General features: G+C 65.8%; 20 protein-coding genes. 7 read left to right on the plus strand and 13 right to left on the minus strand.

What is annotated here, in order from left to right; translation table 11 throughout:
• Positions 1 to 18: 18 nt before the first annotated feature.
• The 4 genes from ACIA48_RS18825 to ACIA48_RS18840 are packed head-to-tail and all read right to left on the minus strand — an operon-like array spanning position 19 to position 8,024.
• Positions 19 to 4,548 (minus strand): ATP-dependent helicase, encoded by a 4,530-nt coding sequence (locus ACIA48_RS18825; protein ID WP_396734612.1) that lies wholly within the window; start codon positions 4,546 to 4,548, stop codon positions 19 to 21.
• A 32-nt stretch (positions 4,549 to 4,580) separates the two neighbouring features.
• A complete protein-coding gene (locus ACIA48_RS18830) occupies positions 4,581 to 5,222 on the minus strand; it encodes a TetR/AcrR family transcriptional regulator (protein ID WP_396734615.1) in 642 nt (213 codons plus the stop codon).
• 58 nt (positions 5,223 to 5,280) lie between these two features.
• The gene (locus tag ACIA48_RS18835; RefSeq protein ID WP_396734618.1) at positions 5,281 to 6,825 is read right to left on the minus strand and encodes an aldehyde dehydrogenase family protein; all 1,545 of its coding nucleotides are present in this window, start codon (positions 6,823 to 6,825) and stop codon (positions 5,281 to 5,283) included.
• The gene (locus ACIA48_RS18840) at positions 6,822 to 8,024 is read right to left on the minus strand and encodes a 2-oxoadipate dioxygenase/decarboxylase family protein (RefSeq protein WP_396734621.1); all 1,203 of its coding nucleotides are present in this window, start codon (positions 8,022 to 8,024) and stop codon (positions 6,822 to 6,824) included. Before ACIA48_RS18840 ends, ACIA48_RS18835 begins: the two co-directional genes overlap by 4 nt.
• Before the next feature lie 30 nt (positions 8,025 to 8,054).
• On the opposite strand from ACIA48_RS18840, the gene ACIA48_RS18845 reads away from it, so the two are divergent.
• Positions 8,055 to 8,507, plus strand: coding sequence for an Lrp/AsnC family transcriptional regulator (locus ACIA48_RS18845; protein WP_396734624.1), 453 nt, complete (start codon positions 8,055 to 8,057; stop codon positions 8,505 to 8,507).
• Positions 8,508 to 8,559: 52 nt separating this feature from the next.
• A complete protein-coding gene (gene lat / locus ACIA48_RS18850) occupies positions 8,560 to 9,918 on the plus strand; it encodes an L-lysine 6-transaminase (RefSeq protein WP_396734626.1) in 1,359 nt (452 codons plus the stop codon).
• Here the strand turns inward: lat and ACIA48_RS18855 are convergent.
• The gene (locus ACIA48_RS18855; RefSeq protein WP_396734628.1) at positions 9,915 to 10,505 is read right to left on the minus strand and encodes a restriction endonuclease; all 591 of its coding nucleotides are present in this window, start codon (positions 10,503 to 10,505) and stop codon (positions 9,915 to 9,917) included. The two genes, lat and ACIA48_RS18855, sit on opposite strands and share 4 nt — an antisense overlap.
• Before the next feature lie 92 nt (positions 10,506 to 10,597).
• Here ACIA48_RS18855 and ACIA48_RS18860 point away from each other — a divergent pair, with 92 nt between their 5' ends.
• The 4 genes from ACIA48_RS18860 to usfY all read left to right on the plus strand — a co-directional run bounded on the left by ACIA48_RS18860 (position 10,598) and on the right by usfY (position 12,732).
• Positions 10,598 to 11,272 (plus strand): PAS and ANTAR domain-containing protein, encoded by a 675-nt coding sequence (locus ACIA48_RS18860; RefSeq protein ID WP_396734631.1) that lies wholly within the window; start codon positions 10,598 to 10,600, stop codon positions 11,270 to 11,272.
• A 95-nt stretch (positions 11,273 to 11,367) separates the two neighbouring features.
• Positions 11,368 to 11,718, plus strand: a complete 351-nt coding sequence (locus ACIA48_RS18865) for a hypothetical protein (RefSeq protein WP_396734632.1) — start codon at positions 11,368 to 11,370, stop codon at positions 11,716 to 11,718.
• The gene (locus ACIA48_RS18870) at positions 11,715 to 12,332 is read left to right on the plus strand and encodes a flavodoxin family protein (protein ID WP_396734634.1); all 618 of its coding nucleotides are present in this window, start codon (positions 11,715 to 11,717) and stop codon (positions 12,330 to 12,332) included. Before ACIA48_RS18865 ends, ACIA48_RS18870 begins: the two co-directional genes overlap by 4 nt.
• Before the next feature lie 91 nt (positions 12,333 to 12,423).
• A complete protein-coding gene (gene usfY, locus ACIA48_RS18875; RefSeq protein ID WP_396734637.1) occupies positions 12,424 to 12,732 on the plus strand; it encodes a protein UsfY in 309 nt (102 codons plus the stop codon).
• A 48-nt stretch (positions 12,733 to 12,780) separates the two neighbouring features.
• On the opposite strand, the gene ACIA48_RS18880 is transcribed toward usfY, so the two are convergent.
• The 8 genes from ACIA48_RS18880 to ACIA48_RS18915 form a co-directional block, all read right to left on the minus strand.
• Positions 12,781 to 13,023 (minus strand): CsbD family protein, encoded by a 243-nt coding sequence (locus ACIA48_RS18880; protein ID WP_396734639.1) that lies wholly within the window; start codon positions 13,021 to 13,023, stop codon positions 12,781 to 12,783.
• Between the two features lie 115 nt (positions 13,024 to 13,138).
• On the minus strand, positions 13,139 to 13,480 hold the full coding sequence (locus tag ACIA48_RS18885) for a PRC-barrel domain-containing protein (RefSeq protein ID WP_396734642.1): 342 nt from the start codon (positions 13,478 to 13,480) through the stop codon (positions 13,139 to 13,141).
• A complete protein-coding gene (locus tag ACIA48_RS18890; protein WP_396734645.1) occupies positions 13,467 to 13,862 on the minus strand; it encodes a hypothetical protein in 396 nt (131 codons plus the stop codon). Before ACIA48_RS18890 ends, ACIA48_RS18885 begins: the two co-directional genes overlap by 14 nt.
• On the minus strand, positions 13,859 to 15,088 hold the full coding sequence (locus ACIA48_RS18895; RefSeq protein WP_396734647.1) for an Nramp family divalent metal transporter: 1,230 nt from the start codon (positions 15,086 to 15,088) through the stop codon (positions 13,859 to 13,861). The genes ACIA48_RS18890 and ACIA48_RS18895 overlap by 4 nt, the downstream gene beginning before the upstream one ends.
• Positions 15,088 to 15,552: a hypothetical protein gene (locus ACIA48_RS18900; protein ID WP_396734649.1), complete on the minus strand. Its 465-nt coding sequence runs from the start codon at positions 15,550 to 15,552 to the stop codon at positions 15,088 to 15,090. Before ACIA48_RS18900 ends, ACIA48_RS18895 begins: the two co-directional genes overlap by 1 nt.
• A gap of 57 nt (positions 15,553 to 15,609) precedes the next feature.
• Positions 15,610 to 15,813, minus strand: coding sequence for a hypothetical protein (locus ACIA48_RS18905; protein ID WP_396734652.1), 204 nt, complete (start codon positions 15,811 to 15,813; stop codon positions 15,610 to 15,612).
• Between the two features lie 52 nt (positions 15,814 to 15,865).
• A complete protein-coding gene (locus tag ACIA48_RS18910) occupies positions 15,866 to 16,882 on the minus strand; it encodes a DNA topoisomerase IB (RefSeq protein ID WP_396734654.1) in 1,017 nt (338 codons plus the stop codon).
• A gap of 81 nt (positions 16,883 to 16,963) precedes the next feature.
• A complete protein-coding gene (locus ACIA48_RS18915; RefSeq protein ID WP_396734657.1) occupies positions 16,964 to 17,131 on the minus strand; it encodes a hypothetical protein in 168 nt (55 codons plus the stop codon).
• A 121-nt stretch (positions 17,132 to 17,252) separates the two neighbouring features.
• Here ACIA48_RS18915 and ACIA48_RS18920 point away from each other — a divergent pair, with 121 nt between their 5' ends.
• Positions 17,253 to 17,687 (plus strand): ATP-binding protein, encoded by a 435-nt coding sequence (locus ACIA48_RS18920; RefSeq protein ID WP_396734659.1) that lies wholly within the window; start codon positions 17,253 to 17,255, stop codon positions 17,685 to 17,687.
• Positions 17,688 to 17,715 lie beyond the last annotated feature (28 nt).

Consider the following 17,715-nt stretch of genomic DNA (forward strand, 5'->3'; position numbering starts at 1 on the left):
ACGACTGTAAGCGTGGTGTCAGCGCAATCGCAGACCGCGCGGTGTGCGCGCGAAGCCGGCGCCGATCAGCGCGTCCTGGACGGCAGCCCGCTGACCGCCGGCACCCGGCTCCAGGACCGGCACTCCATTGACCTTTTCGACGAGGAAGGACTGCACACGCCCGCCGCTCACCAGATCTGCCAGCGCGGCGGCGGCCGCGATGTGCGCCTCGGGATCGTTGGCGAAGCTGAGCAGCGAGCGTCCACCCCGCTCGAGAAACCACACGAGTTCGCCATCGACCAGCGCGACGAGAGCCCCGGCCTTGCGGCCCGGCCGGTGTGCGACGTCCTCCTCGGACGAGGCGCGACTGGGCCACGGCAGCGCCGCGCCATACGGATTGGCCGGGTCGGCGGCGGCCAGCACGACCGCGTGGTACTCGTGGTGGTCCGGATCGACGCCGTCGAGGTAGGACCGCAGCCTGTCGACCGTAGAAGCCACCGCGAACTGGGCGCCGCCGAGCGACTCGACGAAGTATCCGCGCTGGCACCGGCCGGCATCCTCGAATGCCGTCAGCACCTTGTAGAGCATGGCGAAGCCGCCGGGCACCTGTTCGGATGTGGCGGCGCCCTTGGTCAGCACACCGTGGCGACCCAACAGCAGCTCGGCCTGGAAATGCGCGCGCACAGTCGATTCCGGCTCGGCGGCTGGAAGCGCAGACCAGCGGCCGGCAACCGTGGGATCGGAGGTGCGCGCCTGCGCATGCGCGATGCTGTAGCTGCTCAGTCGCGGCGGACGTTGACGCTGTCGGTGTGCTGGGACGCCGCGGCGACCCGACGAACGGCGGGGGCCCGTCAGCACCGCCCGCACTGGGGCGAACGTATCGCCGGATATCCAGCCCGCCCAAATGAGTTCCCAGAGAGCCTGTTTCAGCTCGTCGTTCGGGTTGTCGGCGAGTTGACGGAAGAAGTACGCGCCGCCACCGCCGAGCGTTTCCATGATCGCGCGATGTGTATCGCTGAACTCAATGTCGGTCGGCGCCGTCAACGTCATCGGTGCAGAGTCCGCGGGATGGAAGGCGATCCATCCGTCACCGCCGCCGATCTGACCCACACCCGACCAGGTGACCTCACCGGACGCCAGCAGCTCGTCCAGCATCGCGGGCTGATAATCGCGCACCCGCAGCCCGAATACCAACGGCTCGACCGCCGAAGCCGGAATCGGCACCCCCGCCAACTGTTCGATCACCGTGGCGAGCCCGTCGATACCGCTGTTGTGCGTCGACCCAACCTGCTGCCACGCTGGCAGGAATCGGCCGTAGGCGGCGGTGCTGACCGGCTCGACCTGTGCCCGTAGTGCCGCGAGCGATCGGCGGCGCAGGATCTTGAGGATGTCGGAGTCACACCACTGATCGCCTTCCGATTCGGTCGTGAACTCACCGCGAATCAGCCTGCCGTCGATCGCCATGCGGCCCAGCACATCCGCGGTGACCCGCAGGCCCAGACCGAACCGGGCCGCGGCATCGTGAGTCGTGAACGGGCCGCGCGTGCGGGCATAGCGGCCGAGCAGTTCGCCAAGCGGATCGTCGACCCCCTCGGTGAATGCCGTCGGCACCCCGACCGGCACGGCCACCCCGACCCCATCGCGCAGCAGGCCGATGTCCTCGATGGCCACCCACCACGTCCGGTCGGCATATGTCACCGTCAGCGCGCGTTTGGCGGCCAGCAGCCCGTCAAGCCAGCCACCCACCTCGGAAGTGGTACAGCGCTCGGCGATTTCGGCTTTTGTCAGAGGACCGAGCATCCGCAGCAGATCCGCCACACCTTCGGCATCGCGGGCCTGTCGGTCGTCGCTGAGGTGTTGCAGCTGTCGCGTGGTCGATTCGATGACCTGCGGATCGAGCAGCTCGCGCAGCTCCACGCGGCCGAGCAGTTCGGCCAGCAGCACGCTGTCCAACGACAGCGCGGCGGCGCGTCGCTCGGCCAACGGGCTGTCGCCCTCGTACATGAACGCGCCGACATATCCGAACAGGAGAGACGCCGCGAACGGAGACGGCGTCTGGGTCTCGACCTCGACCAGCCGCAGCCGGCGCTGCGCGACCCGGTGCATCAGCTCCGTCAGTGCCGGAACGTCGTACACGTCCTGCAGGCATTCGCGCACCGCCTCCAGCACGATCGGGAAGTCCGGATACTTGCGCGCGACGTCCAGCAGCTGCGCGGCCCGCTGGCGCTGATGCCACAGGGGCGACCGCTTGCCGGGGTGGCGGCGGGGGAGAAGCAGTGCGCGGGCGGCACATTCGCGGAACCGCGACGCAAACAGCGCAGAGCCGCCGACCTCCGCGGTGACGATCGGTTCGATCTCGTCGGCGTCAAAAACGAAGAGATCCGCGCCGGGCGCGGTGTCCTCGGTGTCGGGTAGCCGCACGATGATGCCGTCGTCGGACGCCGTCGGCTTCTCGTCGATGCCATAGCGTTCGCGCAGCCGCCGGGCGACGGCCAAGGCCAAGGGGCCGTGCACCCGCAAGCCGTACGGGGAGTGCAGGATCACACGCCAATCGCCGAGTTCGTCTCGGAACCGCTCCACTACGAACGTCGTATCCGTCGGCACCACCGATGTAGCTTGTCGCTGCTCGTCGAGCAGCTGCCACAGGTTGTTGGAGGCGAACTCGTCGAAACCCATTGCGCGGCAGCGTTCGTCGAACTCGTCACGGCCGAGCCGGGCCAGCTCGCCGGTGAATGCGCCGACGGCCGCACCGAGTTCGGCCGGTCTGCCCACGCTGTCGCCGCGCCAGAATGGTAGCCGGGCCGGCTGCCCCGGTGCGGGCACGACGAGCACCCGATCATGGGTGATCTCGGTGATCCGCCAGCTCGTCGCACCGAGTGAGATCACGTCTCCGGGCCGCGACTCGTAGACCATCTCCTCGTCCAGTTCGCCGACCCGCGAGGGCTTCTCCGAGTCGGTCGCCAGGTAGACGGTGAAGAGGCCGCGGTCGGGGATCGCGCCGCCGGACGTCACCGCCAGCCGCTGCGCACCGGGACGGGCGGTCAGCGTTCCCGCATCGCGGTCGTACACCAGTCGAGGGCGCAGTTCGGCGAACTCGGTGGACGGATACTTGCCGGAGAGCAGGTCCAGCGTCGCCTCGAATGCGCTGCGCGGCAACGTCGCAAACGGCGCGCTGCGCCGAACCGCATCAAACCAGCGGTCGACGTCCAGCGGTTCGAGCGCTGAGGCCGCGACGGTGTGCTGCGCGAGGACGTCGAGCGGATTCGTCGGCACGCGCATGGTCTCGATGTCGCCGGTGAGCATTCGCTTCACGGTGACCGCGCATCCGATCAGATCGGTTCGGTGCTTGGGAAACAGCACACCCTGCGAGATCTCACCGACCTGGTGACCCGCGCGACCGATGCGCTGCAGCCCGCTGGCCACCGACGGCGGCGCCTCGACCTGGATGACAAGGTCGACCGCGCCCATGTCGATGCCCAGCTCGAGGCTGGACGTCGCGACGACCGCCTTGAGCCGGCCCGACTTGAGGTCGTCCTCGACCTGCGCGCGCTGCTCCTTGCTGACCGAACCGTGGTGCGCGCGGGCCAGCAGTGTCGGAGCGCCCAACGATGCGCCACTCGCCATCAGCTGTGCCGGGAAGCCGCCGCCTACCTTCGGGTTGCGCTCCATGGACACTTCGTCACCAGTGCGATCGGCGTGAATCTCGTTGAGCCGCGACGTGAGTCGCTCGGCCAGCCGCCGAGAGTTGGCGAAGACGATCGACGAGTTGTGCGTTTCGATCAGGTCGACGATGCGTTCCTCGACGTCGGGCCAAATAGTGTTGTTCTCGAGATTGGCCATGTCGGGAACGGGCACCGTCACCGACAGATCGAAGGTCTTGGCGGCGGGCGGCGCCACGATGGTGGTGCGGGCCTGGCCGGACAGGAACCGCGCGACCTCTTCGGGCGGGCGGACCGTGGCGGACAACCCGATGCGTTGCGCGGGCTTGTCCAACAACTGGTCGAGCCGTTCCAGCGACAGCGCCAGGTGCGCGCCACGCTTGGTGGCTGCGACGGCGTGCACCTCGTCGACGATGACCGTCTGCACTTCGGTCAGCGTCTCGCGCGCCGCCGAGGTGAGCATCAGGAACAGCGACTCCGGCGTGGTGATGAGGATGTCCGGCGGCCGGGTGATCAGCTCGCGGCGCTGGGCAGGTGTGGTGTCACCGGAGCGGACGCCGACGCTGATCTCGGGTGCGGCAGTCCCACTGCGTTCGGCGAGGCGGCCGATGCCCGTCAACGGGGTCCGCAGGTTGCGCTCGACGTCCACGGCCAGCGCCTTCAGCGGCGACACGTAGAGGACTCGAGTGCCTGCCGAGGCGGGCCGGGGTTCCGATGAGGCAAGACGGTCGATCGCCCAGAGGAACGCCGCGAGCGTCTTACCCGAGCCAGTGGGAGCGATGACCAGTGTGTTGTCGCCGTCGGCGATGGCCGACCACGCCTGCGCCTGCGCGGGCGTCGGCTCCGCGAACGTGCCCGTGAACCAGTCGCGGGTCAGCCCGCTGAACCGGGCGAGGGGACCGGTGCTCATGTAGCCATCGTGCAGGAGAGCACCGACAAATATCAGGGACGTGCGGCCGCGATGGTCTCTGCCAGCGCGTTGGGTATACCCGGGACCCGGGAGACGGTGTCGAGCAGGGCGTGCGTACACGCGTCGGCGACAACCTCGATGTCGGTCGAGGGGTCGATCATCCGCTGCCTGCACATCTCGAGAGTGAAGGCCAGCCACCCGTAGACCACGACGCGCAAATCCCGTTCGACTTTGGAATCGAGCTGCTCACCACCGAGGCCGGCAACGATGCGTTCGGCCTGCCGGTCGTTGTCGACGTCTTCGATGCCACGCAAAACAGGGTCGGAGCGCCCTGCGCCGACGTAGGCCGCCCACGCGACGTTCGGGTTCTCCTCGTAGTAGCTGAGGTAAGCGATGACGCCTTCGCGCAGCTGGTCGAACAGGCTCAGACCGGGATCGGGTGGGGTATTGGTCGCCTCGAAGAGTCGCTCGCTCTCGGCGCGGAGCACCGCGGCGAAGAAAGCCCGCTTGTCCGGGAAGTAGTGGTACATCAGCGCGCGTGACACGCCGGCCCGCTCGGCGATCTCGTCGATGCGGACCTCGTCGTAGGGTCGTTGTCCGAACACCTCAGCGCCGAGGGTGAGAAGTTCGGTGCGGCGCTCGTCGGGAGACAGTCGCCGTCTGGGCTCGGCCATCAGCCCATCCTAGTTGACATATGTACAACAGCGCGAAGGCCGCGAGCCGACAGCCGACTCAGCCGAAGTGCACACCCTGGGCGAGCGGCAGTTCAGACGAGTAGTTGACGGTATTGGTGGCCCGGCGCATATAGGCCTTCCACGAATCCGAACCCGACTCGCGTCCGCCGCCGGTCTGCTTCTCACCACCGAACGCGCCGCCGATCTCGGCGCCCGATGTGCCGATGTTGACGTTGGCTATGCCGCAGTCCGAACCTTCGGCGGACATGAAGCGTTCCGCCTCGCGCATGTCCGTCGTGAAGATCGACGACGAAAGACCCTGCGGCACCGCATTGTTCATCGCGATCGCCTCGTCCAGCTCGTCGTAGGTCAGCACATACAGAATCGGTGCGAACGTCTCGGAGTGGACGACCTCGGTCTGCGCGGGCATGCGGACCACGGCCGGGGCGACGTAGTAGGCGCTGTCATCACCGAGTTCATGGCGTTCGCCGCCGAACACCTTGCCGCCGTCGGCGCGCGCCTGCTCGAGAGCCTTGACCATGTCGCGGTACGCGGTCTCATGGATCAGCGGACCGACCAGCGTGCCGTCCGCCGCGGGTTCGCCGATGGGCAGCTGCCGGTAGGCCGACACGATCCGGCCGACAAGTTCGTCGGCGACCGAGGAGTGCACGATCAGCCGACGCATCGTCGTGCAGCGCTGTCCGGCGGTGCCCGCGGCGGAGAACACGATGCCGCGCACAGCAAGATTCAGGTCGGCCGACGGCGTGACGATCGCGGCGTTGTTCCCGCCGAGCTCCAGCAGCACCTTTCCGAACCGCTGCGCCACCCTCGGTCCGACCTGCTGGCCCATCCGCACCGAACCCGTGGCGGACAGCAGCGCGACCCGCGGATCGTCGACGAGGCGCTCGCCGACCTCGCGTCCTCCCTGGATCAGCCGGCTGATCTCCCGCGGCGCACCCACATCGTCGGCCGCGCGCTCGATCAGCGCCTGGCAGGCCAGCGCGGTCAACGGCGTCAGTTCCGACGGCTTCCACACGACAGTGTCACCGCAGACCAACGCGATCGCGGTGTTCCAGGCCCAGACCGCCACCGGGAAATTGAACGCGGTGATGACCCCGACCACGCCAAGGGGATGCCACGTCTCCATCAGCCGGTGACCCGGACGTTCGGACGCGATGGTCTTGCCGTAGAGCTGTCGGGACAGACCGACGGCGAACTGACAGATGTCGATCATCTCCTGCACCTCGCCGAGGGCTTCTGAGGTGATCTTGCCCGCCTCGACCGTGACAAGCGTCGCGACGTCGGCCTTGTGCTCGACCAGCAGCTCTGAAAGGCGTGCGACCAGAGCGCCGCGGACCGGCGCCGGAGTTGTGCGCCATGACGTAAATGCCTGCGCCGCCTCGGCAATCGCCGCATCGGCCTGCTGCGGGCTGGTCTCGGCGACCGTGAACAGCACGTCGCCGGTGATCGGGGTACTGGCGTGTAGACCATTCCCGCTGGGTTCGCCGAGTTCGACGGGCGAGCCGACCGCCGTCAGCGCCTCGCGTGCGCGGGCGCGCAGAGCATCGGCGGTCGGAAGCTGGGACTTCTGCATGGTTGTCATTGTGATGCGGCTTTCTCGTAGAGCTCGTACGGATCGTGGATGTGGTGCCCGATCTGGCCGGCCATCCAGTTCAGGCTGTAGTGACAACCATCGGTGGTGTCGTCGGATTCGCCGTCCGAGTCGAGGTTGGACCGGAAGATGCCGGCTGCCGAGGCGGGCAGGAAGTCCTCGTAGACAACCGGTTTCGACGGATCACCGCCCCGGTAGTACGCCAGGCCCGCGGCCGCCATCGCCTCGTCGGTGGTAGGGAAGTATTCGCCCCATGTCAGCGTCGGATCAGTCGTCGCCATGACCTCGTCGTAGCGCCGCCTGCCCTCGGGAGTCAGTGCGACCCCGCGTGACTCGACCTCCCCGAAGCGCACGCGAAGAGTGCCGTCAGACACCGTGCCGTCATCCTCGCGGAAGCGCCGCGGTTCGGCGAGCGCTCGAAAAGACGTCTGCCGCAACAGCACGTCGGGTCCGACGCATCGCGGCGGGCCCTGAATCGCGTCGATCATCGCGACGCCGCGCTGCGACATTCGCGCGTACAGCTCGTCGATGTCGAGAACCCGCGGCGTGAGGTGATTGATATGGGTGGTGCGCACCCCGGCGATGTCCGCGGCCACCGCCGACACGCGGCCCAACTCGTCGTACCACGCGCGGTCTATCGGCTCACGTGACAGAGCGAATGCGGCGACGGCGGCGGTGACGAACCGCCCGGCGCTCTCGTGATCGGTTCCGCCGTCGAATGCGATGCGTCGCGCCTCGGCGATCAGCGCGGGGTCGAACAGCTGCCGGGCGGCGAGGAACCGGTCGATGCGGGCGCGCAGCTCAGGAGCGAAGAATCTCTGGTCGGCCGTGGACAACATCGAGGTGAACACCCGAAACGGGTTGTGCTCCAAGTCGTCTGGATCTATCGGCCGAAACGCAGTCGACACCACCGGTACCGGGGACTCCGCATCGCGCAGGTCGTAAAAGCCGACAGGGAACATGCCGAACGCGGCGAACAGATCTGCGACGTCGGCGAGTTCGCGCGGGCTGCCGACCCGGATCGCACCGTGGCGTTCCGTGGTCACGCGCTCGGTGGCGCCGAGTTCTCGGTTCACCTCGGCGCTGACGTCGACGAGCGTTGAGTACAGCGGCACCTCGGCGGCGTACAGGCTCGACAGCGCCGCGGCGAACTGTGCTCGCAGCTGCCATGTTTGGACGCTCAAGCTCATTTCACGCCCCCGCTCCGATACAGTGCCGCCATGAGCGAACCGCTCGATGACATCGACCGTGTGCTGGCGCGTGAGTTGGTCGCTGACGGACGGGCCACTTTGGCGCACCTCGCGGCGATCGCGGGGCTGTCGGTCTCGGCGGTCCAGTCGCGGGTGCGACGCCTGGAGGCTCGGGGGGTGGTCGTCGGATACTCGGCGAGGATCAACCCCGAAGCCGTCGGGAACATGCTGTCGGCGTTCGTGGCCATCACCCCTCTCGATCCCTCTCAACCCGATGATGCTCCCGCGCGGCTCGAACACATCGATGCCATCGAGTCGTGTCACTCGGTGGCCGGCGACGAGAGCTACGTCCTGCTCGTGCGTGTCGAGACCGCGCGGGCGCTCGAAGACTTGCTGCAACGCATTCGGACGGCAGCCAACGTCCGCACACGAAGCACGATCATCTTACAAACTTTTTACGACAGACGCGACTCAGTGCCGTAATCGTTACGGTCAGATGGCTAGTTGACCATAAAATTTCTGTTAAGATCGGGCCATGACCGCTGTCCTTACGCATGGCGCCCACGACGTCCCCTCCACAGCTGCGGCCCCCCCGGTTCGCCCGGACGACGTCCACGTGGTGTTGGCCCGCAGCATCCTGGCCGACGGTATGGACCTCGTCCTCGACATCGACCGCTCATCTGGCTCATACCTGGTCGACGCCCGTAGCGGTAAGCGCTACCTCGACATGTTCACGTTCTTCGCGTCGTCGGCGCTCGGAATGAACCATCCGGCGCTCGCCAGCGACGAAGACTTCCGCGCCGAACTCGCGCAGGCTGCGGTCAACAAGCCGAGCAACTCCGATATCTACTCGGTGCCGATGGCACGGTTCGTCGCGACCTTCGCGCGGGTGCTCGGCGATCCGGCGCTGCCGCACCTGTTCTTCGTCGACGGGGGAGCGCTGGCGGTCGAGAACGCGTTGAAGGTCGCCTTCGACTGGAAGAGCAGGCACAACGAGGCGCACGGGATCGACCCCGCCCTCGGCATCAAGGTGCTGCATCTGCGCGGTGCTTTTCATGGCCGCAGCGGCTACACGCTCTCGCTGACAAACACCGACCCCAACAAGGTCGCCCGCTTTCCGAAGTTCGACTGGCCGCGCATCGACGCGCCCTATACCCGGCCCGGCCTGGATGAGCGAGCCATGGATGCCTTAGAAGCCCAGTCGCTTCGTCAGGCCCGCGCAGCGTTCGAAGCCAACCCCAACGACATCGCCTGCTTCATCGCCGAGCCCATCCAGGGTGAAGGCGGCGATCGCCACTTCCGGCCGCAGTTCTTCGCGGCGATGCGTGAATTGTGCGACGAGTTCGACGCGCTGCTCATTTTCGACGAGGTGCAGACCGGTTGTGGAATGACCGGAACCCCTTGGGCCTACCAGCAATTGGGAGTGGCTCCCGATGTCGTCGCCTTCGGAAAGAAGACGCAGGTGTGTGGCGTCATGGCCGGCGGGCGGGTCGATGAGGTACCCGACAACGTCTTCGCGGTCAGCTCCCGGATCAACTCGACGTGGGGTGGCAACCTCGTCGACATGGTGCGCTCGCGACGCATCCTGGAGGTCATCGAATCCGATCAGCTGATGGTTCGGGCCGCCCACGCGGGTCGGTACCTGCTCGACCGGCTCGCTGAGCTAGCGGTGGAATTCCCGGACCTGGTGCTCGATGTCCGCGGACGCGGCCTGATGTGTGCTTTCAGCTTGCCCAGCGTCGCGCAGCGCGACGAGCTCATCGCCAAGTTGTGGGATCGCGGCGTGATCATGCTCGCCAGCGGAGGAGATAGCGTGCGGTTCCGGCCGGCGCTGACGGTATCGCGCGGGGAGATCGACACCGCGGTCGACGCGGTACGCGACGCGCTGCGCTAGACCTCAGTGGGCGCGGTGGGCGCTGTCAGGCGGCGGATGGTCGCCCGCAGCGCACCTAGTTCGGCGCCACCGACGAGCTCACAACCGTGAAGTTCGGCGAGTTTTCTTGCCGCAGCAGTGAATTCATGGTTCGTTACCACCATGGTCGCGGCACAGTCGTGCATGGGTGCGCCCGCGACCACCTCCTGAATGGCGCCTGAGCCGACCGGGCGCGCTTGGCGTTTACATTGAATCGCAAGGCGATTCGGGCGCTTGCCGACGATGATGTCGACCCCCCAGTCGCCGGTGGTCGACGTCATGATGACCGGCGCCCCGCTGGAGCGCGCGATCCGCGCGACGTAGTCCTCGAACTCCGTCCCCGACATCTCCGCCGCCGGATCTTCGCGGGGATTCGGGGTTCGCATGCCGTGGATGGCGCCGCGGATGAAGCGCGGCGCCGCGGCGATGATGATCGGCGTCGCCGCGGCGATCACCAGGCTCCACCCGGGGGTCGCGCCCAGGACCCACGCGACCGCGGCAAGGGCGGGCGCGGCGAGCAATTGCCACTTCAGCGCCACGCGGCGAATCGTAGGGGCGGACTCCGACATCGTTGACCAGCCACGCCGCGCCACTGTCCGATATGCGAAAGTTCGCGTCAGCTGCAATACGAAGCCACAGGTTGCCGGGTTAATCTGCAGATATGACCGATGAGCTGGCCGAACTCGGTGGGCAGACCCCCATCGAGCACGCGCTGGCAGGCGGTGATCCCCAGCGGGTCGGTGCGTTCAAATACATCTTCGCCGACGAACGCTGGGAGTGGTCGCCGCAGGTGCAGCGGATGCACGGCTACGAGCCGGGCAGCGTAGAGCCCACCACCGATCTGGTGCTGTCGCACAAGCATCCGGACGACTACGGCCAAGTCGCTGCCACACTCGACGAGATCCGCCGGACATCGGGCGCGTTCTCCAACCGGCACCGCATCATCGACACCCACGGTGAGATCCACTACGTCGTCGTCGTGGGCGATCAGCTGTTCGACGACGGTGGGGCGGTGGTCGGGACGCACGGCTTCTACGTCGACGTCACGCCGTCGATGCAGGAACGCCACGACAAGATAGTCAGCGAAGCCGTTGCCGAGATCGCCGAGGCGAGAGGCGTCATCGAGCAGGCCAAGGGCATGCTGATGGTCATCTACCGGATCAACGCCGACTCGGCGTTCGAGCTGCTCAAGTGGCGCTCGCAGGAGACCAACACCAAGCTGCGGGCGCTGGCCGAGCGGATCTGCAGGGATTTTCTGGAGTTGCGGTACGACGAGGAGCTGCCACCCCGCAGCGCCTACGACCGACTGTTGCTCACCGCTCATCAACGCGTCTAGCCCGAGGTTTACCTCTACGACGTGCCGGGAACCTTCTACCCGTTCCCATCGGTGACTTTCGGGAGAGTCCAGCCGTGTATCAGAGTTCTGCGCGTGTGCGATCAGATGACCACAACGTGCGCGAAGCCGTCCGTTTCGGCGCGATCGTCGCCGTAATCGGCATCGCGTTCCTGGCCACCGCTGCCGTATGGGTGAGTACCTGCAGCGGCGCGACGGCCGACACGGTCGCCTGCGGCGTACCCCAGCGGACTCTGCTCGCCATCGGGGCACCCGTCATCCTGCTGCTCGGCGGGCTGCGCGCGTTCTTCCGTACCTACCAGACCTGGCGCAGGCAAGAGACCTGGTGGGCTTGGCAGGGCGTTGGCTGGTTCCTGCTGACCATGATGCTGCTGGCGCTAACTATGAGCATGCCGCCGCTGGCTGGATCCGCGGTGTTCGGAGGATGACTGTTCCGGCGCTGACCGCGGTCGCACTGGTGTGCAGCCTCAAACCCAGCCCAGCGCCGTCCAGTAGCGAACTGATCGCCGAGCATGTCTGCGAACAACTGCGTGCGGCTGGCGTGTCGACCGAATCGCTACGCTGCGTCGATTTCGCGATTGCGCCCGGGGTGGAGGCGGATATGGGTGACGGCGACGAGTGGCCCGGCATCCGCGAAAAGCTGCTGAACTGCGACATCCTGGTGCTCGCAACGCCCGTCTGGCTGGGTAATCCGTCGAGCGTCACACAGCGCGTGCTCGAGCGTCTGGATGCCGAATTGTCCAACACCGACGAGGCTGAGCGTCCGGTCATGGTCGGCAAGGTGGCGCTCGTGGCGGTGGTCGGCAACGAGGACGGCGCGCACAAGGTCATAGCCGATTGCTTCCAGGGCCTCAACGACATTGGATACACGATTCCGGCGCAGGGATCCACCTATTGGAACGGCGAGGCAATGCAGTCCAAGGACTACAACGACCTCGACGAGGTACCCGAGGCGATTGCATCTGCCACGGCTGCGGCGGCACGAAACGCGGCACACCTTGCGAACGCGCTGCGCGACGGTCAATACCCGTCATACAACTGACACTTCGTTTCTCCCACAACGGCGCCGGGTAGTTCTACCGTTGTAATCAGCCCAAATTGGGTGGCCCAGGTAAGCCGAGAGAGGAGTACCGATGAAAGGCCCAAAGGATCCCGTCGACCATGCGAGGACGACCCGTCCGCATGCCGGAGAGTCGATGAAGGACAACAAGATCATGCCGGGACTCATCCTGATCGGGGTATCCCTGGTGCTGTTCGTCTCGTGCTTGGCGGCCTTCGCCACAAAGCATCATGACACCGGGTTGGTGCTGGCATCCCTCGCCGGCGCAGGATTCGTCGTCGGCGGCGGCTGGTTGGCAATCGAGCATCTCCGCGTCCGCAAGATCGAAGAGCGTTGGTACGCAGAGCATCCCGACGCACTGAGGCAACGACCGAGCAGTTAGGCACCAGAAAAAGGCCCAGCCGATTGGCTGGGCCTTTTCCGTGGAGTCCTACGAATTCTGCTCGGACTTCTGGCGCTCCTCGGCTGCCTTGGCTCCACCGCGCGCGGATTCCGCCTCAGCCTCCTTCTTAGCCACGTCCCGCTGGGCGTCGGCCTTGTCCTGCTGGGCCTCACCCTCGCGGACCATGTCGTCACGGCCGGTCACGGTGCCGACGGCTTCCTTCGCCTTGCCCTTGACGTCCTCGACGACGCCCTTGATGCCTTCTTCAGGGCCACTGTTCTTCTCAGTCATATAACTGCCTTTCCGCTGTTGTAGTGGAATTGGTCCTGCCCACTTCTTGAGCGTGGGGCCGCGGGGAAACACCCGCGACCCAAGGGTTACCCGGGTCCGGGAGCGCTAAACGGGCCTATTCCTCGCGGCGCAATACCGCGGAGTACCTCGTGTAATCCGGTCGCAGCGTGACCGCGGCGGCTCCGACTCTCGACACGTCGTCCCACGCGGCCAAAAACGTCCCGCGATGGCGCCACCGTGCAGATTTCGCGATCAGTGCCGGCGCGTCAGCCCCGGACCGCTCGAAACCGAGGTAGGACGATCGAGTGCGCGGACTGATGACCAGCCCCAGCACGCGCGGCGTCGGCGGATCGTCATAAGGATCGCCCGAGATTACGAGCCGGACATCCACCACCGTGCCCACTCGATGCGAGCCCGCGTCGACCACGTCCAATCCGAGAAGCTTACTCAGCTGCATCTCGGCCTCCTGGAATGTGTTTGACAACACGGTCACGCAGCCAACGCTCCATCCAATCGGCGTCAAATGTCATGTCGTTGGGCTTCAGCCTGACGACGACTCCGACGGAGGCGATCAGTTTCCACGGAATCTCCTGGAGGCGTCTCATCGGCGGAAAACCTCCGAAGATCCGGGTTGCCACGACCTGTCCCGAAAGCACGCCGGTGGCCCGCGGGGCGTCTGCGCCGTTGGGGATGTCCTGATCGAAATCTATGCCGTCGAGCACGATGTCATCAACGATGCCGACCGGTTTGTTGTCCTCGTCGAGCAGTTGGCGGTCCAGCAGGTGTAGCCGCGCGTCGAGCAGTTCACCGCGATGCCGCTTGGCCGGTAGCTTGCTCATTGCCCCGCACCCGTCACGATCATCAGGGGGATGGCCGCCAGCGAAGCGGCCAAGATGATAACCAGGTAAATCGAGCCGAACATATTGATCACCTTGCCGTTGGTCAACTCGCCCATGTACTCAGAGTCGTTGGCCACGATGAGGATCGGCAGATATGTCAGCGGCAGCGCAATAGCCGAGAACACCACCGAGTACTCGGTGACCATGATCGGATCGACGCCGGTGAACAACACCGCGACACCGGCCACGACGGTGACGAACATCACCACGTGGAATCGGGCAGCCTGTGCGGGTCGCCGGAACTTGCCCCACGGCCAACCGAGAAACTGGGCCAGGATGTAGCCGCCCGACAGGGTGGTTTCCAGTGCCGCGCCGAACGTTGCGGCGACAATACCGACGATGACGAATGCCAACGCCAGTTTTCCGCCTGCGGCGACGACAGGCATGACCGTGTGTGAAAGCGAGGTGACTTCGATCTGGTTGGGCAGCAGAACGATTGCCGCAGACGCCGCCACAGCGATCGAAAGCACACCGCCGAGTGGAAAGCCCACCAGAACGTTCAGCCGGGAGGTTCCCAGATCCTTGACGGTCCAGCCTTCTTCCACTGCACCGGAGGAAAAGAAGAACACCTCGTAGGGCGTCATCGCCGCACCGAACAGAGCGATCGCGAAGTACCAGTACGTCGCCGCGGATTCCTGTTCGGGAATCGCTGGTGAGGTTGCCTGGTGGGCCAGTTCGCCCCAATCTGGCTGCAGGGCAAAGACACTGACGGCGAAGATGATCAAGCACAGTCCGAGCAGGCCGGTGACGTTCTCCATCACCTGGAATTTGACCCGCCAGACGACCACCCAGACCGCGAAGGCGGCGACCGGTATCCACATCATGGGTCCGACGTCGGTCGCGAGCTGTAGAGCCAGTGCCACGCCACCGATCTCGGCGGTGAGTGTCATCAGGTTGATGAGGAACGACGCCGACAGGTTGGCCACCGCGGTGCGGGGCCCGAGGCGTTCGCGGATGATCTCGAAGGTTGCCCTGCCGCTGACGGCGGCAACGCGGCCCGCCATGTTGGCGTACAGGCAGATTCCGATGACCCCGACCACCACCACCCATGCCAGTCCCAACCCGAAACGGGAGCCGACGATGGCATTGGTGACCAGGTCTCCGATGTCGAGGAACCCCCCGATGGCGGTGAGGACGCCGAGTGCGACCGAAAAGATCTTGGTCATCAGCGGTATCCAGACTCGAGCGCCGCGGCCGCATTCAGGAGATCACTGCGGATCCGTTCGGCGGGGGGTTCTGACTCCACGCCGCGCACGGTGGCCGAGGCGGCGTTGAGTGCGCCGATGATCGACGTCATCGAGGTGGTGAGTATCTGCTGCCGCTGAATGTCAACAGGGTCTTCGGCGCGCAATTCGGCAATGCCTTTGTATGCGTTGACGACCTCGTTGCGGGAGTCGGACAATGCAACGCTGGTCAGCTGTGTGGTCGCGCGCCTCTGCGTCCACATGTCAAGCGCCGCCGCACCACTGCGCGCTGCCGACGTCGTCTCCTGCATGGCCTGAGCCAGTTGGCCTGGCATGCCGTCACGGTTGGCTGGACAACGTGTCAGCAGTAGGCCTGTGCCGACGAGGATCAACGCCAACAACACCAACGCACGTAACCGATGAGCTCGTGCACTGTGAACCTCCATGGCGACTCCTGTCAGCCCGGCGGCGTCTGACCCCTGATGGGTGCGAGAACTTCGCTGTCAGACATCGGAGATGTCCTCTTCGGGATCGAAGTCGACGACCTCGCGCTGGTCTTGCCAGTCCGGGCCTGCCGCCTCCAAGGGTCGCTCGTCCGGCGGCCCCGCGGAGTCCTCCTCGTCGAGAGTCGGCTCGCTGATCGCGCGATGCTGTTCAACGGCGTCTGCGACGGGGACGTCGTCGGGAAAGTCGTCGCTGCCTTGCATATCGGCCGGATACCCGACGTCAGGTGCGAGAAACCCCGCGGGCGGGCGGCCGCTAGCTCTTGGCGACCTGTCGAATCAGTCGTGCGGTGCCGCGGTCCAGAATCTCCTGACGTTTGTACGCCGCTTTGGTTTTCGCCGCTCGCTTGGCCGCAGCCGCGATGGTCAGGCCCGCCTCATATCCCTCCACGACCCGAGGATCCACATACGAACCGCGCGCCACGGCGGGCGTGTTGCCGAGTTCCTCCGCGACCTCTTTCATGACGGCCGATTCCACGCGTTTGATCACCGACTTGTTCTCCGGCAGGTCGGCGTCCACGAACGCCTCCGCCGCCAGGACCGTGCCGTGCCACGTACGCAGGTCCTTGACCGTGTACTCGTCGCCGACGAGTTCTTTGAAGCGGCCATTGAGATCGTCGGCGTGCACATCGGTCCATCCGGACCCGTTGCGGCACACCAGAAGTCGATCGCCACGTTCCGGTCGGCGCATCAGCGCGCGCACCGCACGGACCACCTCGGTGTCCTCGATCAGCAGCGTGCGGCGCACCCCGCTCTTGGCCGGGAAGTCGAACTCGACCCCGTCCTTTTGGAGTGTCACGTGTTCGCACAGCAGAGTCGCAAGGCCGAAAGAGTTGTTCTCCTCGGCATATTGCTCTGACCCAGAACGGAAGTAGCCGAGATCGAGCAGCTGCAACGCCAGCGCGATCACCCGCTCGCGGGTGAGTCCGCGGCCGCGAAGATCCGACGCGATCTGTTGCCGCATGTCGGGTAGTGCGGCCGACATGTCCAGCGCCCGGTCGAATTTCTCTTCCATCCGTTCCTGCTGCCACGTCTGGTGATAGAGGTATTGGCGACGCCCGGCGACGTCGGTTCCGACCGCCTGGATGTGGCCGTTGGGGTGGGGGCTGATCCAGACCTTCTTCCAGGCCGGCGGGATCACCAGGTCCTTGATGCGGTTCAGCGTCTTTGCGTCGGTGACCGAGGCACCGTCGGCGTCGTAATAAGAGAACCCGCGGCCCCGCCGCACCCGATGCAACCCCGGGCCACGCAGTTGGCTATGACGAAGGCGCATGTTTGGCGCTAGACCTGGTGAGGGTATGGAACGTGGACCATGGCGAATCTCGAACCAACAGGGGCGACCTCATCGATGGCCTCACTGCATCATTGGCGCCAGGATGAGAAACGCCCCGGCGTAGATCGCCACCAAGATCAAGATCAGTCCAACCAGGACAACCCCGGCCGTCACTACGATCCGACGCAGTCCCCGGGTACCGCCCGGGTCTGCGTCATTGAGCCGGCCGTGCGACTCCATCTGCTTCATGACCGGGGATTACCCGGCTTGAGCGCTTGCCACACGTTGGCGCTGACTGGCCGCGGGACGACCCGTGGTTAGCTGGGAGCCGACCTGGGGTAACCTCGCTTCGACATTGCCGGGAGGTCAAATGGCCGACGTTGCCAACACGAACAACGGGCATCTGCGGAACGCCGGGTCGGTCGAACTTCGGGTGGCCGCCACTTTGGAGAACCTTGCTGTGTTGCGCACGCTCGTCGCCGCGGTGGCCACATACGAGGATCTGGACTTCGACTCCGTCGCTGATCTGCGGTTGGCGGTCGACGAAGCATGTACGCGTCTCATTCGATGCGCCGTCCCCGATTCCACGCTGCTGCTTGTCGTCGATCCGCGCGACGACGCGGTCGTCATCCACGCATCGGCGCCGTGCAAGAGTCCGGACATTCTCGCCCCCGGCAGCTTCAGCTGGCATGTGCTCAGCTCACTGACCGACGATGTGCGGACCTTCCAGGACGGGCAGGGCCCTGAGGAAGGACAGGTCTTCGGGATTTCCATGACGACGAGGCGAGCGAGCTCGTTGCAGTGAGCCCTTCGACGTCACAGGGTTCGTCATC

The sequence above is a fragment of the Mycobacterium sp. NPDC051804 genome (assembly GCF_044452905.1).
In the GTDB taxonomy this organism is placed as follows: domain Bacteria; phylum Actinomycetota; class Actinomycetes; order Mycobacteriales; family Mycobacteriaceae; genus Mycobacterium.

Excerpts from the sequence above, each read along its gene's own strand:
- ACIA48_RS18825 (WP_396734612.1), bottom strand. The coding sequence starts at position 4,548 with ATGAGCACCGGTCCCCTCGCCCGGTTCAGCGGGCTGACCCGCGACTGG.
- ACIA48_RS18830 (WP_396734615.1), bottom strand. The coding sequence starts at position 5,222 with ATGGCCGAGCCCAGACGGCGACTGTCTCCCGACGAGCGCCGCACCGAA.
- ACIA48_RS18835 (WP_396734618.1), bottom strand. The coding sequence starts at position 6,825 with ATGACAACCATGCAGAAGTCCCAGCTTCCGACCGCCGATGCTCTGCGC.
- ACIA48_RS18840 (WP_396734621.1), bottom strand. The coding sequence starts at position 8,024 with ATGAGCTTGAGCGTCCAAACATGGCAGCTGCGAGCACAGTTCGCCGCG.
- ACIA48_RS18845 (WP_396734624.1), top strand. The coding sequence starts at position 8,055 with ATGAGCGAACCGCTCGATGACATCGACCGTGTGCTGGCGCGTGAGTTG.
- lat (WP_396734626.1), top strand. The coding sequence starts at position 8,560 with ATGACCGCTGTCCTTACGCATGGCGCCCACGACGTCCCCTCCACAGCT.
- ACIA48_RS18855 (WP_396734628.1), bottom strand. The coding sequence starts at position 10,505 with ATGTCGGAGTCCGCCCCTACGATTCGCCGCGTGGCGCTGAAGTGGCAA.
- ACIA48_RS18860 (WP_396734631.1), top strand. The coding sequence starts at position 10,598 with ATGACCGATGAGCTGGCCGAACTCGGTGGGCAGACCCCCATCGAGCAC.
- ACIA48_RS18870 (WP_396734634.1), top strand. The coding sequence starts at position 11,715 with ATGACTGTTCCGGCGCTGACCGCGGTCGCACTGGTGTGCAGCCTCAAA.
- usfY (WP_396734637.1), top strand. The coding sequence starts at position 12,424 with ATGAAAGGCCCAAAGGATCCCGTCGACCATGCGAGGACGACCCGTCCG.
- ACIA48_RS18880 (WP_396734639.1), bottom strand. The coding sequence starts at position 13,023 with ATGACTGAGAAGAACAGTGGCCCTGAAGAAGGCATCAAGGGCGTCGTC.
- ACIA48_RS18885 (WP_396734642.1), bottom strand. The coding sequence starts at position 13,480 with ATGCAGCTGAGTAAGCTTCTCGGATTGGACGTGGTCGACGCGGGCTCG.
- ACIA48_RS18890 (WP_396734645.1), bottom strand. The coding sequence starts at position 13,862 with ATGAGCAAGCTACCGGCCAAGCGGCATCGCGGTGAACTGCTCGACGCG.
- ACIA48_RS18895 (WP_396734647.1), bottom strand. The coding sequence starts at position 15,088 with ATGACCAAGATCTTTTCGGTCGCACTCGGCGTCCTCACCGCCATCGGG.
- ACIA48_RS18900 (WP_396734649.1), bottom strand. The coding sequence starts at position 15,552 with ATGGAGGTTCACAGTGCACGAGCTCATCGGTTACGTGCGTTGGTGTTG.
- ACIA48_RS18905 (WP_396734652.1), bottom strand. The coding sequence starts at position 15,813 with ATGCAAGGCAGCGACGACTTTCCCGACGACGTCCCCGTCGCAGACGCC.
- ACIA48_RS18910 (WP_396734654.1), bottom strand. The coding sequence starts at position 16,882 with ATGCGCCTTCGTCATAGCCAACTGCGTGGCCCGGGGTTGCATCGGGTG.
- ACIA48_RS18915 (WP_396734657.1), bottom strand. The coding sequence starts at position 17,131 with ATGAAGCAGATGGAGTCGCACGGCCGGCTCAATGACGCAGACCCGGGC.
- ACIA48_RS18920 (WP_396734659.1), top strand. The coding sequence starts at position 17,253 with ATGGCCGACGTTGCCAACACGAACAACGGGCATCTGCGGAACGCCGGG.